Source organism: Pelobium manganitolerans, assembly GCF_003609575.1.
In the GTDB taxonomy this organism is placed as follows: domain Bacteria; phylum Bacteroidota; class Bacteroidia; order Sphingobacteriales; family Sphingobacteriaceae; genus Pseudopedobacter; species Pseudopedobacter manganitolerans.
Map to the genome: position 1 here is coordinate 64,647 of NZ_MBTA01000028.1, position 17,683 is coordinate 82,329.

Consider the following 17,683-nt stretch of genomic DNA (forward strand, 5'->3'; position numbering starts at 1 on the left):
TTAGTTCAAAGGAATGCTGTTTTTCATTTAATTGTGGTTTAACTTCATAAAAATAATATGAATTATGGGTCTTACTAAATCTGAATTTATTCCTAATGCCTTCAGCACAGTCTTACCTGCTCTCATGCGGGGCATTGGCAGGTATTTTATTCGGTTGTTTTTTAAACGGCTTTTTTCCGTTTGATTCACTGCGTGGGATAATAAACACAACTAACCGGCTTTATTCATTTTCAGAACAAATGGCATCCAGCACGTTGGATGTAGGGTTCCTCTGGAACATCTTCGATGAAATAATGGTTACCGGAACCGGGCTTTCCGATTTCCTGATTTCTTTAAGTGTGCCGGTAACGACAACCTCTTGCAGTTCCTGTGATTTTCCTGTGCCAACCGTATCCTGTGCCTGCTCTGTTTGTGCCGACACCGCAACACCGGCGACCGAAAAAACCGCTGTAAGCAGTAGCGAAGTAAGATTTTTCATTGTTCTTTTATTTTAATAACTATATTTTTAGAATTACGAAATTAATAAGTTAGATTAATCTAATAAAATTTATTTTGTCAATATTTTTTTGTGTGGACACTAATGGGAAAGGTGTTTATGCTTGGAATTATTATTGCTTAAAATTTGGTCGAACATTTAAACGCATCAGCATGAAAAACAAACTTTTTGAAGAATACCAATTGGGGAACATCAAATTAAAAAACCGGTCTGTTATGGCGCCTATGACCCGTTCTAGGGCTGTAGATCACAATATACCTAACCAACTGATGGCAGAATATTACGGACAAAGGGCAGGAGCGGGCTTAATTGTTACCGAGGGGACTTCGCCGTCTCCAGACGGTATCGGCTATCCTAGAATTCCAGGAATGTTTAACAAAGAGCATGTAAAAGGATGGAAATTAACTACCGATGAAGTGCATGCAAAAGGCGGAAAGATTTTTCTGCAACTGATGCACTGCGGAAGAATTGCTCATCATTTAAACCTTCCCGAAGGTGCTAAGGTTGTAGCTCCGTCTGCAGTAAAAGCCGAGGGACAGATGTACACGGATGCCGAGGGAATGAAGGAACATGATGTGCCAAAAGAGATGACTACGGCACAAGTTTTTGAGGCGATTGCCGAATATGTAGATGCTGCTAAACTGGCTGTTGAAGCAGGTTTCGACGGAATTGAAATTCACGGTGCAAACGGCTATTTGATAGAACAGTTTTTAAATCCGCATACTAATCAAAGACCGGACGAATTTGGCGGAAGCATTCAGAACCGGTGCAAATTTGCGCTGTGTGTTGTAAAAGAGGTAATTGAAGCCATCGGCGCAGATAAAGTTGGGATACGCTTATCGCCAAACGGCGCCTATAACGATATGCAGGCTTACGATGAAATGGAGGAAACCTACCATTACTTGGCGGTGGAACTTAACAAGTTGAAGCCGGTTTACGTCCATCTTTTAGACCATTCTGCCATGGGTTCAACGCCCTTACCAAAAAATGTACGGGAGGACATCCGCAAAAACTTTGAAGGCACATTAATCCTCTGTGGCAATTTTGATGATAGAAAGGCGAATGAAGCTTTACAAAACGACGAGGCAGATTTGATTGCTTTCGGTAAACCGTATCTGGCAAACCCGGATTTATTAGAAAGGTATAAAACCGGTGCCGGACTTAACCAACCGGATATGGATACTTTTTATACTCCCGGAGAAAAAGGATATACGGACTATCCGGTTATGGCAAAATAATATAATTATGACGAAGCTTCCCTACAAACCTGAGTTCGATTATTATTTAAAATAAAATTATCAATTAAGCTTATAAAGCTGATTCAATTGCATCATGAATTATTAAGAATATGGCTTTAGCCAAAATGGGCTGAAGCCCGTTCTATTTATAACTTTGAAATTAATAATCGAACTCGGGCTGAAAAATAAAATTATGAATTGGAAGGCTTTCTTGTTTTCATCAGTCATTTTTTACCAGAACACAACGGCTTTTGTCAAATTTTTTTGCTGTTTCGTACAGGTTAACAAAGGCTTCGTAGTGTTCTGGGGGGTAGACGCCTTCTTTAATAATCATTTTTCTTACGGTAAGTAATTCCCCGTTGTTAAAAGTGTTTTTAAGTTCGTAAGAACCAAAATCGAAACTTTTGTTTACACACATAGGTAAAGTCTCCAGTTTATAATTTCCGGGAACTTTGATTTTTATGGTATCAATATCTGTATAACCGGTATTGATGTAAAGCTGGTTTTTGCGGTTGATTACTTCTTTTAGATCCATTTTCGAGACGTTTACCGGGTTTATATCAAAAATTAAATATTTGCCATTTTGCGTTCCAAAGTGTGCTGTGCTCAGTTCAAGGTCTTCTGTCCATTTAGGAGAGAGTTTTTCCTGTGAGAGGTTGTATGACAGTATTTCGAAATCAGGGATATCACGATAGGAAAGTTTTATCTGCTCTTCTTTTTTTGTTGGGCTAAGTTCCGCCAAACTTTCTCTGTTTTCGTACTGTATGCCCGAAAACAAGGTCCTGATTTTGCCGTTTAGGCTTCCCAAAGCATTTAGCTCAAATTGGGCATTTCTTTGCTGGAGGTTTTTGCGCCAGTTGTAACTTGGTGTTTTTACCAGTTCGCCACCATCCTTTTTAATCAACAAAGCTCTTCTGCCCTGTGTAAAAGATCCTAAAAAGCCAAAAGGCATATCTTTGCTGGTGCACTCTAACCAAACACTGTCCTTTTCAAACGGTAAACATAAGATAATGTGGTTGCCCTGGCTTATGCTTGCAAAATCTTTCAGGTAATTTACTCGCTCTGGTCCGGCTTTTACTTCTGTGTAAATGGATTCGATGCCTGCAATGCCTAAAAGTGCCGAGGTATAATTTACCAATGCTTTACAGTCGCCGTACGATAGCCTGTCAACTTCTGAGGCTTTCATTGGCTGGAAACCCCCAATGCCAATCTGTACGCTAACGTAACGGTTCTTTTTTTGTGCGTATTCATAAATTAACTGTGCGGCTTCTTTTTGGTTTTTGCAGTTTTTCACCAAATCTTTAATGGTTGCGGCGGTAGATGGCAATAAATCCTGCCGGCCGGTTAACAGCTTATCGTAAACCCATTTGCCGTAGCCTTTCCAATCGGTATATTCTCCATCAATCCCATCGTACGAGAATTTTACTGGACTGATCTTTAAATTAGGCAATCTTTTATCTTCGTTAACGCTGTAAGGCTCGTACTTATTGGCTTTTACATTTGCCAAAGTCCATTTTATACTTTCGGCTTTGCCCTGGGTGTTAATTTCAGGATCGGGCAGTGCAACAGATTTGAACTTGATTTGATAATCAGGGCTTTTTAAAATTTCAAAAGAAGCTTTTTCTATAGCAATGTTATCATGATACTGCGGATCCCAATCTGGAATGGCAAGCGTTTGGTTATATCTTATTTCGATAATTTCTTCTACGGTAACGGGGTAACTGCGGATAACCGGACGGTAACTTTTTATCCTGTCATCTTGGAAAAGCGAATAACCGTCGATATAATTGCGGTCTTCAAAGTCGCTTTCTTTTACTTTTCCAATCAAATAACCATTGGCATCGTATATGTTTAAAGCTAAGCTTTTTATCTTTCGGCTTTTGTTGTATAAAACAACAGTTTTTGCCATATCCTCACTGGTTTGGTTAAGCAGGGTAGTTGCTTTTTTTATTTGGTAAACCATGTTTGATGGAGAACTGATAATAACCGTTCTCTCATCTTTACGTACCACAGCTTTTGCGTAGCTTTTTAAATCTTGCGGAATTAAGGCAACGCTGTAAGATTGCGCCTTGATAACGGCCGTACATCCTAAAAAAGCAATAAAAAAAAGTACCGTTTTCTTCATTTATTTTTTGTTGATAATGATGTTTGATTTATTGCTCTGCACTATTTTGTTGTAAAGCTCTTTCAGATAAGGATAGTGCGTTCCGGGAATTTCAGGTTTGTTAATAGTAAAAAATTCGGAAACGGTAATGAGGTTGTTATTTAACAGGCCACTGTTAAAAATATACTTTCCATTATTTTCTGGAAGTTGCAATGCCACAGAATTGGGCAATAGTTTTACCTCATAATTTTTGGGAATTTCTAATTGAAATACAGTAGCAAAATCTTTTTGTGCGCCAAAGTCAATAGGGTAAATCCGTTCGTTTAATTTAAATGGGTTTTCGGTTGTTTTGTTGAATATAAATGGATTGATGGACAAAGTGCCAATGTCCATCGTGTCAAAGGCTTTAATTACCACATCGTACTCTTCGGTTAGCGGGAGTTCAAGCGAATCCAGATTGCTGATGCTGTAGTTTTTGATTTTTATGTTGGGATTTTTTTCGTCCAGATTTTCAATGTACTCATCGGTAGAGGCAAATTCCTTTATTTTTTTCCGTTTATAATATGCCTGATAATCTGCGGTTCTGATGGTGATTTTGCCTGTGAAATTTCCCGACGAGTCTAATTTAAGCTTTATATAATCCGACTGTTTGTATTTTTTATCGGGCACAAGATTTACCCAATAGCAGGAATCTTTGCCAATTGCCCTGCCTTCTTTATTTAAGCAACGGAAAGGCAACATCCCGAAAGGCAAATCTTTATCGGTAGCATCCAAAAGAAAAGATTCATTGTTTAAATTAACCTTTGCAATAATGTAATTGAACTCGCTCATTACGGGGAAAAGCTTGGTTGGCAGGCCATTGTCTCTGGTAGAAAGTAAAACAGGGTCGGTATTTATTCCTGCGCTTTGCAAGGCGCCTATTAATGTAAGGTTAATATCGCCAACATTTCCTGTGCGTGTTTCGTAAGCCTTTTTTAATCCATTACGGGCATATTTGCCATAATAATTATCCCATTGGTACCAGTTTTTTACAGTATTGTAAATGCCTTTGGCCAATTCTTTTTGGTCTTTGTATTTAACTTGCAGTGCCGAAATCTGATTTTTAAAAAGATCGGAATGTCTTTTTATCTGCACCCCAAAATCAACATCTGTTTTTAGTTCTTTGTAAACATCCTGCCAGCTTTTGGTAAAGTTTTTAACAGTGCCGTTAAAATATCTTATATCTCTTAGTTCAAAACGGATAGCAGAAATGAAATTTTTGGATGCCGTCATATAATCCTCTTCAACAAAAGCAGGGATATCTTTCATCCCGAATTTCATTAAAGAACAGTCGGCCACACCGCCGCCAACTCTAAAACAGTCTTTTACCAGTTCAGAGTCTTGCCTGTCCAGTTTTTGGAAACCGTACAAACCTATGTTGTAATCGTAATTGCCGGGTATTTTTACCCAATATTCGCTTTTTATCTTTGGGATTCCACATTGAAATTCCCAGTTGCGGAAATTAAATATAAACGGCGATTCCAGCGTGTATTGATATTCTATAATGCTTCCAACTTTTGCATCGGGCAGGGTAAACTTTTTGCGCTCGTAATATTCGTTAACTTTTTCTGTATAGATTTTTTTTGGGTCAAGCGTAGTTTTCTGAGGCAAACCGTTTTCCAGATTAATGGTTACGGCCTGTATATCTCTTAAAAATTCGGACGAACCATCTGAGCTTCTTATCGGAACAATAATGTTTGCTTGGTCAAGACCTTTATTGTTCAATATCTTGATTTTAACATGGTAGGTAAACACCAGACCGGTATTTTCTCTTTCAGAAATGTAGGCGCTGCCAAATTCGTTAATTACATAGGCCTCCGCTGTCGAATCCTTAGAATATGTGCTTTGTTGCAAATGGGATGCATCTACAGTCCCGAACGGGAAATTGCCGTCTTCCTGTGCAAAAGCAGACAGAAATCCCAAAAATAATAAAACGGACAGGTAAAGTTTACGCATAAATGTTTAGGGTTTGGTTAACAAATATATCATCTCAAACCGTAAACCCTTGTTTTTATACGAAACTATTTTGTGTTAAAGTACTGAAACCATTTTTTACTGCGTAGTAGTTTTGTTAAATTTAATGGTGTAAGTCAGCAAAAAATACCGTTTTAGGGCCATAAACTGGTTATCAACAATAGAGTTGGTACCGGTGTATCTGTACGAGGTAATGTTCTGGTTCAGCAAATCGTAACAGGAAAGTTTGAGTTCTCCGCGGTCTTTTTTTAACATTTGCAGGGCTACGCTTAGGTTCAGCAAATTGCTGCTTTTTTGAAAGCCGTTGCCTGCATTTGGGTTGTATTGATATTGATAAACACCGTCCCAATAAATTTTCTTTGGCCAGCGGATGGTGTAACGGGCATCAAAACTATGGGTTGTAAAACTAACGTCTTTATAGTCTTTTACAGAATAACTGGTAAAACGTGGAGAAAAACTATAGGCAGGGCTTAATTCGACCTTATCCTTCCAGTTAATGTTGAAGCTTGGTCGAACATTTAAGACCCAAGTGTTTTGGAAGCCTTCGGTTTGGTTGAAGATAAAAAAGTCCTTCCGGTTATAAATATAGAAATACTGGTTGAGACTGATTTGCCAATCATTTACTTTTTTAAACCTTTTGCCTCCGCCAAGGTTGAAGTTAATATTGTATCTGCCATTACGATTCACTGGAGTGGCTGTTGTAGCACCCTCGGGACTATAGGTTCTAACTGTGGTTACGCTATTTTGCTCAAAATTTGCGCTCACAAAAGAATAAATATTGATTTGTGATGCCTGAAAATATTTGTTGTAACTTAAATTTAGGTTATGGCTTTTTGAAGGAGTTAAATCCGGATTTCCGGTAAACGCATACAGTTGCGAACTTCTGATGGTGTTAGGCTGTAAATTGTAAACGGAGGGCTGGTTGATGTTTACATTATAGCTGAGGTTGTAGTTGCCCAAGCGTAAACGCGCCGAAGGCAAAAGATTGAAATAGTTTTGATCGAGGTTAGGGATGCCATAATTAAACTCATTTTTAATTTGCAACCATTCTGATGCGAGGCCCACCTCCAAAGAGATCTTTGGCGAAAATTTATACGTTAAGCCCGCCTTCACACGTTCTGTCCATTGGTTTCGGTTTAAATCAGAACTCTGGTCCGGTAAAAAGATGTCGTAAGCTTGGTTTTGCGAATTAAGATCATAAACCTCCACTTGTCGTCCGTTTAGGCTGTAATTTCCTGCCAAAGAAACATCAGCCGTAAGTTTTTCTGTAAACGGATAGCGGTAACTGGCATCTAAATTTACCGATGATGATTTGTTATTGTTGCCCGTTCGCCTGCGTACAATTTCAGATTGAATGGTGGATGTGAAGGAGGTTAAATCGAAATTATTGTATCCTAGGTTTTCATCCGGATTAAGCCTTAAATCATGCGTAATACGAAAAGATTCACCTTTTTTCTTCAGCCTTTTATAGAAGCTAAAATTATGCTGAAACTGTGAACTGCTGGCTTGGCTGGCGTTGTTGCCTACAGTTTTATTTAACTGTCCGTTTGCGTTAAAACGGTCTGAAAAGTTATCTCCGCCGTTTCTGCTATCATTAAAATTAAGCTTGGGGCTGTAACGCAGTTGGATAGTGCTATCTGGGTTCCATTGTACCAAACCACTAACACTATGCCGGTTGTCTGTTTTTGTAGAGGCATATCTGTTGTTGGATAAAACGGTGTCAGCAGTTAAAAACTGTTGATTAAAAGAGCTTTGCTGGTTTACGTTGCTGTTATTATTGTAAAAGTAAATCAGGTTCAGTTTTAGTTTTTTGCCATAATCATTGTTAAGGTTAAAGCCACCCGAAAATACTTTTTCTATTCCTCCGCCCCAATTACTTCCGCCTAAATTTACAGATCCATCGTACAAAGAGTTGCGCCCGCTACGGTCAAAACCGCCCATCTGGCTCAAATCATCTCTTGAAAAACCGGTGCGATTTAAGTTGTTACCCACACCAATTAAACTCAGCTGCAAGGTGTCTCTAAACATGTTTAACAAGGCACCCGACTCAAAACGATCGCTACTTCCACCGCCGGCATAAACTTTCCCGAAAATGCTTTTCTTAAACTTCTTCTTAAATTTTAAGTTGATGATTTTGCTTACATCTGCATCCGGGATCAAATGGTCCGGATCATTTTCCCTGTCGTCAAAAACCTGCACTTTATCCAGTAAGGCCGCGTCAATGTTTTTAGAAGCCAAGCGCGGATCGTTACCAAAAAACTCTTTACCATCCACCTTAAGTTTCGATACACTTTTGCCTTGGTAGGTGATAGAGCCATCGTTATCTACCTGTATACCCGGCAGTTTTTTCAGCAATTCTTCTACCACGGCATTTGGCCTTACCTTAAAGGCCTCCACATTAAAATTGATGGTGTCTTTGTTGATTACAATAGGCGGACGTTCTGCCGTAACCACTACCTCGCCTAAATTTTGAATGTTAGATTTAAATTTGATGGTTCCGAAGTTGTAAGTTTCATCGGGTTTAATTTGTACAATCTTAGCAAAGTTTTGATAACCTAGCAAAGAGGCTACAACAACTAAAGGCTGATTAGACGGCATTTTTTTGAGGTGGAACTCGCCGTCTTTAGTAGTAGAAGTGTAGGCTACAAAAGACGAGTCTTTAAAGTAGCTGATGCTGATGGTTACCATTTCTATTGGCTTGCCGTCGGTTTCATCAACAATTTTTCCCTGGATTTCTGAACGGTTTTGGGCAAAAAGTATTTTGCACGACAGTAAAAGTACTGCGATAGGTAGTAGTGTTTTCAAGCGTTTAAGGTTTGCTTTAGGTATAAATGTTTTGTTTAATTGTCAAATGTACGTTTTTACCTTTTTTTGTTAATATTCAAAAGGTTAAATTTTGTTAATTTTTGCGCTGTTGCTTTAGAAGTGCCGTCATGTTTTCTGCGTGTCCTCTTATGGCTATAAATGATGTGCTATCGGTGTCTGATTTTACATAATTCTTAATGTGGTTATTCTCAAAATCGATTTGGCTCCGATTAAGTATGGTGTAAGTCAAGGTGTCTAAATTGCATTGAAACATTGATACCGAACTTTCTTTGCCTGCAATTAATGTTAATGTGCTAACGTCTGTCTTCTTGATTTCGAGTTTGGCTTTGCTCACATCGAGGCGCAACTCCTTATTTTCAAAATTTGATATTTTGATAGTGGATGACTGAGCTTTTATAGATTTTAGGTGTTGATTATCGATAACTAAAAGTGGATGTTTGGAGTTATAGTCAGCCTTTTTTCCGTGGTCTTTTACAAATGAAACAAAAAGGGTGTCTTTCACAATCTTCGTTCGCAAGGCTTCTTGGTATTCTGATAAGATTTGGAAGCTCCGGATATCCGTATCACCTTTGAATTTTATCGTAGGATACCAAGAAACGGAGATACTTTTGTACGAGCCTACTTGGCTGGTAGGTTTTCTGGTTAAAGCGCTTTCGCCTGTATAAAACAATTCGCCGTCCAACACAATATGATTGTAGTTATCCAATATCACTTTGCTGTATTCGGGTTCTTCGGCGTAAATGCTCAAAACAAATTCATTAGCATCAAATTTTTGTTTTAATAAATATGCATAGGCAGTGATTGCCAATGGGATGCAGGTTAACAGCCCGATTAGTAGTTTAGTGCTTGTTTTCATGATGATTTAGAGGTTTGGTTTAATTGCCGCTTTCTGAATTGATGGTGTTTAAATAATAGGTTTCAATTTCTTTGAAATCGATACCCAGCAGTTTAATCTTTTTGAAAAATTCAGGCAGCTCTTCTTTCAAAAAGTGTTGTTTTCTAACAGATTTAATTTTATCTGACGAGTGAACTTGGACAAAAAAGCCCATCCCTCTTTTGGTAAAAATAATGTCTTGTTGTTGCAACATTTCGTAAGCCCGCATCACGGTGTTCGGGTTTACTTCGAGTTCAACCGCAAGTTCTCGGACCGAAGGGATTTTCTCATTATCCTTTAGTTCGCCTGATTGTATTTTGTCAGATATAAATTCTGCAATCTGTATGTATATCGCTTGATTGTTGCTAAATTCCATAATCAATCTTAGTTTACTTCCATTTCTTTCAACCGCACCCACGATATAAGCCACATACACGGTATCGTTAGATACGGAAGTAAGAAAAACACGTTTTTTTGTTTGCGTGTGAGTTCAAGAGATACATCGCGTTGGTCCCCATAGTATTTCACCGCAGTGAAAAGATTGATAATGCGCGTGTTAGTTGTTAAATGCCTTTTTACTGTGTCTGTCTTAAATAAATTATTGTTTTTGTAATAGCGTTCTTCTACAACTGCGGTTTTGTCTATCCTGCCAGGTAAGATGTAGCCTATAATTTTTGTGTAGATGATAAGTGTTCCAAAAAACATCACACATATGAAAACAATAGATTTTACTGCTTTGTAGTGTTTAAAAAAGAGGCTGCATAATAAAATCTGAGCTTGTATTAAAAAGAAAGCGGTAATCAGAAACAGCTGAGCCCGATGTTCGTCGAATACATAAGGACTTGTAAAATGTCCCATAAATTTATTGTCGATAAATATCGTAAAGCGCAACAGCGGGTACACGCAAAGTAAATATGCCAGTGGAAATAAAATTGCTCCATAAACAAAAGCACAAATTAATTTCTCGGTAGCTGTTGCGGGCAACATTAGCGAAAGCGTACGCCCTTTTGTGTTTTCCAAGTTCGAAAACAATGTTAAGGTATATAAACCTCCAAAAACAACCAATCCTAAAAGCAGATAAACTGCTTGGTTTTCTTTTCCTAGGTTAGTTCCTGTAATTAAAAATAAAGAGAAAATGGCGCCCATAATCCCCATCATCGCTAAAACACCGAATAAATACAGTTTTTTGTTATCGATGAATTGCTTTTTCGCCAACAATCCAATTCGTGTAAAAGATATTGCCATGTTTATTTATCGTTAAAAAGTGAAACCATTTGTTGTTTTTCTGATGCTAGGGCGTTAAAAAACATTTCCATATCTAAGCGGGTATGTTCGTTATGGATGTTTTTAGCCACCACGGCATGGCCTCTTAAAGCGCCCTCGCTATAAATCAGGTTTTCCACCTCGTTCAATTGCATAGCCTGTTTAAAAGCAAGCTTTTGTGTGATGCTTTCTACAGATTGGTCAAAAATGATGTGTTCGTCTTCAAGTACCAGAATATGGTCAATCAAACTGTCCAAGTCCTTTACCTGATGGGTACTGATAATCATCAGCTGATGAGGTTGCAAAGCACCGGCAATAATCTTGCGGAACTGTTTTTTAGACGGAATGTCCAACCCGTTGGTAGGCTCGTCCATTAATAACACCTTAGTTTGTGTAGCCAAAGCAAAACTTATCATTACTTTTTTCTTTTGTCCAAAGCTCATTCCCTGTAAGCTGTTGTTTATTGGGATGTTAAACTCTGCCAAGTAATTGTTGAACAATTCTTCACTGAAATTTGGATAAAAAGGCGCATTGGTTTTTAAGAAACTTTTGATAGCAACGTTGGGCAGGTCGAACTCTTCGGGAAGCAGATAAATTTCTTGTAAAAAAATGGGATTTCTTTCAAAAGGTTTATAGCCATTCACGTTTAATTTTCCCTGTTTGGGGAATAATAAACCACAGATTTGATAAAGTAGGCTGCTTTTGCCTGCGCCATTTTTGCCTAGCAGGCCAAATATTTTGCCTTGGCTCAGACTCAAATTGAGGTTAGTTAATACCTTATGTTTCCCGTAAGAAAAGCACAGATTTTCAATTTCTATCATTTTATAATGTTCTAGTGTGCTACTAAATTAATACACTACAATGGTAATGATAGTTTTATTACTTTCAAAATTTATTTTTAGAATTTGATATGGAAGAAAAAGGACTTTACCTCCGCTTTATGCCATTCTTATCATAAACATAGTCCGGAAATTGATCCTCGGCGCTGTTAAAGTGCGGTGTGTACTTTCCAATCGTCAAGTGCAGCCCCTCATCCTCGCCAAGCGCCTGTTGGTCGTCAATTTGGTTTGCTAAATCATCGCTTAAACAATGGATTTCTTCTTTGTCAGGAAATATTTTTACCAGATGCAAGGGAATTAGGAACGGGTTAATTCCATCATTAGCGGTGAAATTGTCGGCACCGTTTAATATGCTTTCTGAAGATCCTTCTGCAAAGTTTTTATCGGGCGTCAGGTTTAAGTAGGCTATTCCGGGCGTTTCTTTGTTTAACAAAACGTCTTTAACTGTCCCGATGCGTATTTTATTTGCGGTGTAGACTTGCCATCCTATAACAGAGAAGTAGCTGTTCATTTCTGTATTGGCTGTAATTTGAGTTTTATTTTTGCCGGTTTGCATAAGCGTATGATTAACTGCCTTTCAGAAAAGATATAATAACCATGCCTAAAGCAAGATTTTGAGGTGTGGATTTTTTATTAATCAGGGAAGTCAATATTTCTATTGCTATTTCTGATTTATTTAACATATTTGCGTCTCCAAAAAATAAATGGGGGATTAGCTCATTTGGCTAGAGCGCTTGCCTGGCAGGCAAGAGGTGGCCGGTTCGAATCCGGCATTCTCCACTAAATTTTTGTGTTTTTGGCATATCAAGTTTTGTTCTAGATTCCACTGGAAAACGCTACCTCTCTTTTTATCGAATTAACCTGTGTTTACGGTTTATGTAATATTTAGTGCGAAGCTCAACAGATTTTATGTTGGGTACACTGAAAATTTAGAGAAAAGATTATCGGAGCATAATTCCGGATTTTCCACTTACACATCCAGAGCAAACGACTGGGTTCTAAAATACGCAGAGCATTACCCTGACCGACAATCTGCACATAACAGAGAACTAAGGATAAAAGGAAAAAAAAGTCGCCGTTATCTGGAATGGTTGATTGCGCAGTGAGCGCTTGCCTGCCCCGAAAGCTTTCGGGGAAGAGGTGGCAGGTTCGAATCCGGCATTCTCCACACTTATCGTTGTTTTAAAATTCATTTGAAACGCCTAGTTTCTTCTCTCTAAAGATATTCATTTTACCCAGATATGGGTATTGCTAAGTTTTTCATTTGCAAGTAGTTTTATAAAAAAAAACTAAACGATATGAAATAACTTTACACATTTTTAATTTGCCTGTTTATTGCAGGCACATTTGTCTCCTGCGAAAAGGATGAGCCGGCTGAAATCTGTGATTTTGAACTAGAACTCGCTGTATTGCAGAAAAAATATGATGAATTTGAGAAACTTCCAAACAAACAAAACTGCAATGCTTTTAAAAGCTACGCATTAGATTTGACAAAGAAAATGAAGAAATGTTCATCAGTCGATAAGTCGAGGGTAGCTGATATTGAAGAACTTTTGGAGTATATGGACTGTAACGAATTTTAATAGTTGGGCGTTGTTTAGCTAAGCTCCGTTATTTTAACGGGGCTTTTTTTTGCTCGTTTCTACCGCGGGAACGAGATTATTTGTCAAAAATTACAGGATTATTTTGAGTTTTTATCATTTCTAAAAATCGTTTAAATAGCTAATTATAAGTGGTTTTGCTGTTGATTTATTTTTGGTTGCCAGATTTTTTTATAGCCGCGCTGTATCGCCCTGCGTAAAAACGGCGTAATGGGGTACAGATGCATCTTTAAAACAGTAAAAAATTAAAACATACAAAATCAGAAAGATGAAAACTAAATTATTAGCACTTGCACTGGCATGTTTGGCTTTTACAGCATGTAAAAAAGATGATAATGATGCACCTAAAAATGCAAAATTGGTTAAAAAGATAATTTCTATCGAAGATGGCGATACTACTAGCACCAGTTTTAGCTACGATGCAAACCGTCGCATTAATTTGGTAAAGATTAATGACGGCACCCAAATTAAACTGGCCTACGCCGGCGATTTGCTAAGCACCATTGAAACCATAAACGAAGATGACAATAGTAAATTGGTAGTTAGCTATGACGGCAATAAGCCTGTTAGTGCTGTACAGTCTGTTTATGAGGATGACGAGCTTATCAATAAATTCAAATACACTTACACCTTAAACGCCAATAATCAAGTAAAAGAAATTTTGATTAAAGACAGCACAAATACAACTGTTATTGGCAAACAGGTGATAACTTACAACGGCAATAATGTAAGCAAATACGAAAATTACGTTGGAGACAACTTGGTAAGTAGCCAAGAAATGACTTACGGATCTAAAAAGAGTGCTTTTTTTAATGCACGCGTAAAATACATTTTAGATCCAAGTGTTGCCGAGGCTTTCTCGGCCAACGATCTGCTAAAACAAAAATATACTTTTGCAGGCCAAAGCAGAGAAATTACCAGCACTTACACTTATGATGCAGAGGGATTTCCTACCGCGGCAGACCTAAGCGATAAGGTTTTGCCCGACGGTACGCCAAGCACCAGCAAACTCAAGTTTGAATATTAAGCAATTGGACCGATTAACCTAAACAGCAATCGTAATTGGTTGCTGTTTTTTTGTTCGTAAGAAAATAACATTGCCGTTTTTTATTTACATTTAAGGCTTAAAACCTAAATTGATGAAAACGCTACTCGCTCCACGCTTTCAGGATCTTATGCAGGTTGCAGATGATTATGCAGCGCAATATCAAAATGCAAATCCTTTTCCAAGTATTAGCTTCGATGATTTTTTTGATGAAGATTTTTTAACGGAAGTTTTGCATGAATTTCCCGATCTTTCAAAAAAAGACAGCATCAGTTTTAATGACGGTAGGCAGGTAAAACTGGCCGGCAAAGGCGAAGCTAACTTTGGTGAGGCCACAAAAAGGTTGATGCACTTTTTAAATTCGGAGCCTTTTTTGCTTTTCCTGCAAAAACTTACCGGGATAGAGGAGGTACTCATTAGCGATCCTTATTTTTTTGGTGGCGGCCAACATGAGATAAAACCGGGCGGTTTGCTTAAAATACACGCCGATTTCAACAAACATCCCACGATGAAGTTGGACCGCCGGATAAATTTCCTCATCTACCTTAATAAAGATTGGAAGGAGGAATACGGCGGTAATTTTGAGTTGTGGGACAAAAATATGGAAAAATGCGAACGTAAATTTCTACCCGTTTTTAATAGGATTGCCATGTTTTCTACCACAGATTTTTCTTACCATGGGCATCCAGATCCTTTAAATTGTCCAGAAGGCATGAGCCGTAAATCCTTAGCTTTATATTATTACTCAAACGGACGGCCTGCTTCAGAGGTAAATACAGATTTAGAGAAGCATAACACACTTTTTAAAGAACGTAAAAACAACAGCCAAGATGTTAAGGCCTTTAAACTCAGTAAAAAAGAGCAAGTAAAAGCCGTAATGCGCGATTATCTGCCCCCGGTAATTGTCAGAAAACTGCTAAGTTCAGAAAACTAAAGTCAAAGACGATATTCTACCGTTTAATGGCATATCCTTTGTATCGCCATTTTGGTAGAATACTGTCATGAGATTGATTTTAAACATATTGATAATACTTTTTTTGGTGGGCTGGGCACTTGGCGTATTCGTATTTGCCGCCGGCATAATGGTCCATATCCTTTTGATATTGGCCGTTTTTTCGTTCATCATCAAGTTTCTGTCCGAACCTGTTTAGCTGATATAAATCCTTTAAAAATATTTTGTAAATGAGCTAATTAGCAGATATTTGTGCGTTTTTTAAAATTTAACGCATGAACAACAGAAAATCTTTACCGCTTTTGCTGATAGCTGGTTTTTACCTATCGTCTTGCAGCACTTCTAAGCAGGTGCAGGCTTTAAAGCCTTTGCCAGATTACTCATCAACCGAAGTAGTTTATGAGAAACAGCTTTCTTTTATCAATATGCCGGTAGAGGTAGCTGTAAAAGATCTCCAAATCCAAAGCAACAAGTATTTGAACGGTTTAATTTACGATGATAATTCCTTTGATGGCGACAACCTGGTGATGAAGGTTTATAAGGCTTCAAACATCGTCATCAGCGAGCAAAAAGGAAGAATATTGATGGATATTCCGCTGAAAATTGTTGGGAAAGTAAAATACGGGGTACAGTCTTTTGGGGTTGATTTAACCGATGTGAAAGATTTCAATTTAAATGGAATTGTACGCTTAAACAGTGCTGTGGGTTTAAAAGATTGGAAAATTACTACCGCCACCACTATTCAAAATGTGTCTTGGAAAGAGTCGCCTACGGTTACGGTTGCCGGCAAAGCAATTCCTATAACTTATCTCATCAATCCTGCGATTTCCGTTTTTAAACCAACCTTGGCAAAATTAGTTGATGATGCAATTGCGCAATCTTTGGATATTAAACCTTACGTTTTAGACGCGCTGGAGAATTTTAGTCAACCAACGAAGGTAAATGACGAGTATGAAACATGGTTTGCCATGCAACCTGTAGAAATTTACGCATCCAAAGCTACCTTGGCTAATCAGAAAATTACGGTGAACATGGGTTTAAAAACCTACCTGGAAACAGCCATTGGACGTAAGCCCGCAATCGTGTTCAATAGAGATGCAATTGCTTTGAAATCTGTTGATAAAATGCCCAACCAATTTAACGCCAACGTAGCCGCTTTTGCACCTTACAGTTATGCTTCATCGGTAATCACAAAGAACTTTGCAGGGCAAAAGTTCGAATCCGGAAAACGATCTGTTACCGTAAACAAAGTGGATGTTTGGGGCAAAGAGGGCAAAATGATTGTAGCTTTAAATCTTAGCGGTTCCGTTAACGGCGATTTTTATTTAACCGGCGTACCGGCTTACGATGCCGCTACCAAAGAAATTTATCTAGATCAGGTTGATTTTGTTTTAGATTCGAAAAGTAAATTGTTGAAGGCGGGCGATTGGTTGGTACACGGCTTAATAGTTAAAAAAATGGCTGATGCTTGCCGTTTCTCCATCGCTTCGCAATTAGCAGACGGCGAAAAAACGATGGCCAGCTACCTAAACAATTACCAGCCGATAAAAGGCGTAAAAGTAAATGGTAAGCTTAACGGAATTACGCCTAACAAAGTTATTTTGACGCCAAACGCTATAGTGGCCATGGTGGTTGCTAACGGACAAGTGGCCGTTACCATAGATGGGATGGAATAGCTAGAAAGCCGAGTTTTACAAAGAGCGGGTTTGCATAGCATTCCCGCTTTTTCTTTTTAAGCATCGTTGAGTGGGCTCTTTCTTTTATTTTTATCCAAGGCCATCAAGGATTTTATACCTACCGATCTATAAAAATATTCAGCTTTTCGTTATAAATCGGGCTGTTTACATCCAAAAAATTTAAAACGCTATGAAAAACATAGTTTTGGGTCAATAATTTTTCGGGTTTTAATGTTTTATTGGCATTGGATGATGTCCATACCAAAAATGGTATTTCGTATTGCTCTTTAGGTGCTAAACTAATAGGAATTCCGTGCATATATAAGTTCTTTTCGCCTAATGATTCGCCGTGATCCGATACAAACAGCATTGCACTTTTATAATCTTTCATCGCGTTAAGCGTATCTATCAAAGAATGTAAAATATAATCAGTGTAAACAATGATATTGTCATAAGCATTAATCAGCTCCTGCTGGTTGCAATCCTTTAGTTCCACACTGTTACAAACCGGTTTAAACTTTTCAAAATTTGCGGGGTACTTTTTGTTGTAAGACGGACCGTGGCTGGTGCTTGTATGTAAAACAATTAAAATTTTGTTTGCCCGGCTTTTCTCAACCTCCGTAAGTTGCCCAACGAATATACAGGGGGAACAGCGAAAGCCGTTTGCCGCTTTGGCTAAGTAAGTTTTTTATGCGATACATGTAGTGGTTTAGGCTATACGTTAGTTGAACCAAAGATTGCAAAATATGAGCTTAA

General features: G+C 38.2%; 16 protein-coding genes and 1 tRNA gene. 7 read left to right on the forward strand and 10 right to left on the reverse strand.

Features of this window, described 5'->3' with window-relative positions; genetic code table 11:
• Nucleotides 1-220: 220 nt before the first annotated feature.
• Nucleotides 221-478 (reverse strand): hypothetical protein, encoded by a 258-nt coding sequence (locus BCY91_RS15020; RefSeq protein WP_120182866.1) that lies wholly within the window; start codon nucleotides 476-478, stop codon nucleotides 221-223.
• A 170-nt stretch (nucleotides 479-648) separates the two neighbouring features.
• Between BCY91_RS15020 and BCY91_RS15025 the strand changes: the two genes are divergently transcribed.
• Nucleotides 649-1,734, forward strand: a complete 1,086-nt coding sequence (locus tag BCY91_RS15025) for an alkene reductase (protein WP_120182867.1) — start codon at nucleotides 649-651, stop codon at nucleotides 1,732-1,734.
• A 220-nt stretch (nucleotides 1,735-1,954) separates the two neighbouring features.
• Here the strand turns inward: BCY91_RS15025 and BCY91_RS15030 are convergent, their stop codons facing one another.
• The 8 genes from BCY91_RS15030 to BCY91_RS15065 all read right to left on the reverse strand — a co-directional run bounded on the left by BCY91_RS15030 (nucleotide 1,955) and on the right by BCY91_RS15065 (nucleotide 12,209).
• Nucleotides 1,955-3,859, reverse strand: a complete 1,905-nt coding sequence (locus tag BCY91_RS15030) for a DUF3857 domain-containing protein (protein ID WP_120182868.1) — start codon at nucleotides 3,857-3,859, stop codon at nucleotides 1,955-1,957.
• Nucleotides 3,860-5,833, reverse strand: a complete 1,974-nt coding sequence (locus BCY91_RS15035; RefSeq protein ID WP_120182869.1) for a DUF3857 domain-containing protein — start codon at nucleotides 5,831-5,833, stop codon at nucleotides 3,860-3,862. It lies immediately after the preceding gene.
• A gap of 96 nt (nucleotides 5,834-5,929) precedes the next feature.
• Nucleotides 5,930-8,656 carry a TonB-dependent receptor gene (locus BCY91_RS15040; protein ID WP_120182870.1) on the reverse strand — a complete coding sequence of 909 codons (2,727 nt, stop codon included), beginning with the start codon at nucleotides 8,654-8,656 and terminating at the stop codon, nucleotides 5,930-5,932.
• Nucleotides 8,657-8,750: 94 nt separating this feature from the next.
• Nucleotides 8,751-9,533 (reverse strand): hypothetical protein, encoded by a 783-nt coding sequence (locus BCY91_RS15045; RefSeq protein WP_120182871.1) that lies wholly within the window; start codon nucleotides 9,531-9,533, stop codon nucleotides 8,751-8,753.
• A gap of 19 nt (nucleotides 9,534-9,552) precedes the next feature.
• Nucleotides 9,553-9,927, reverse strand: a complete 375-nt coding sequence (locus BCY91_RS15050; protein WP_120182971.1) for a GntR family transcriptional regulator — start codon at nucleotides 9,925-9,927, stop codon at nucleotides 9,553-9,555.
• An 8-nt stretch (nucleotides 9,928-9,935) separates the two neighbouring features.
• Nucleotides 9,936-10,796 carry a hypothetical protein gene (locus BCY91_RS15055; RefSeq protein ID WP_120182872.1) on the reverse strand — a complete coding sequence of 287 codons (861 nt, stop codon included), beginning with the start codon at nucleotides 10,794-10,796 and terminating at the stop codon, nucleotides 9,936-9,938.
• Nucleotides 10,797-10,798: 2 nt separating this feature from the next.
• Entirely contained in the window at nucleotides 10,799-11,635 is an 837-nt protein-coding gene (locus tag BCY91_RS15060) for an ABC transporter ATP-binding protein (RefSeq protein WP_120182873.1), read from the reverse strand.
• A 106-nt stretch (nucleotides 11,636-11,741) separates the two neighbouring features.
• Nucleotides 11,742-12,209, reverse strand: a complete 468-nt coding sequence (locus BCY91_RS15065; RefSeq protein ID WP_120182874.1) for a PRC-barrel domain-containing protein — start codon at nucleotides 12,207-12,209, stop codon at nucleotides 11,742-11,744.
• Between the two features lie 150 nt (nucleotides 12,210-12,359).
• Here BCY91_RS15065 and BCY91_RS15070 point away from each other — a divergent pair.
• From BCY91_RS15070 to BCY91_RS15095, 6 genes are all read left to right on the forward strand, one after another.
• Nucleotides 12,360-12,433: transfer RNA gene (locus tag BCY91_RS15070), tRNA-Ala, on the forward strand.
• 83 nt (nucleotides 12,434-12,516) lie between these two features.
• Nucleotides 12,517-12,759, forward strand: a complete 243-nt coding sequence (locus BCY91_RS18090; protein WP_120182875.1) for a GIY-YIG nuclease family protein — start codon at nucleotides 12,517-12,519, stop codon at nucleotides 12,757-12,759.
• A gap of 763 nt (nucleotides 12,760-13,522) precedes the next feature.
• Nucleotides 13,523-14,281: a hypothetical protein gene (locus BCY91_RS15080; RefSeq protein ID WP_120182876.1), complete on the forward strand. Its 759-nt coding sequence runs from the start codon at nucleotides 13,523-13,525 to the stop codon at nucleotides 14,279-14,281.
• A gap of 112 nt (nucleotides 14,282-14,393) precedes the next feature.
• Nucleotides 14,394-15,233 (forward strand): 2OG-Fe(II) oxygenase, encoded by an 840-nt coding sequence (locus BCY91_RS15085; RefSeq protein WP_220699487.1) that lies wholly within the window; start codon nucleotides 14,394-14,396, stop codon nucleotides 15,231-15,233.
• A 67-nt stretch (nucleotides 15,234-15,300) separates the two neighbouring features.
• Nucleotides 15,301-15,450, forward strand: a complete 150-nt coding sequence (locus BCY91_RS18095; protein ID WP_120182877.1) for a lmo0937 family membrane protein — start codon at nucleotides 15,301-15,303, stop codon at nucleotides 15,448-15,450.
• A 76-nt stretch (nucleotides 15,451-15,526) separates the two neighbouring features.
• Nucleotides 15,527-16,927, forward strand: a complete 1,401-nt coding sequence (locus BCY91_RS15095) for a DUF4403 family protein (protein WP_120182878.1) — start codon at nucleotides 15,527-15,529, stop codon at nucleotides 16,925-16,927.
• 118 nt (nucleotides 16,928-17,045) lie between these two features.
• On the opposite strand, the gene BCY91_RS15100 is transcribed toward BCY91_RS15095, so the two are convergent.
• Nucleotides 17,046-17,567 (reverse strand): sulfatase-like hydrolase/transferase, encoded by a 522-nt coding sequence (locus BCY91_RS15100; protein WP_120182879.1) that lies wholly within the window; start codon nucleotides 17,565-17,567, stop codon nucleotides 17,046-17,048.
• Between the last annotated feature and the right edge of the window lie 116 nt (nucleotides 17,568-17,683).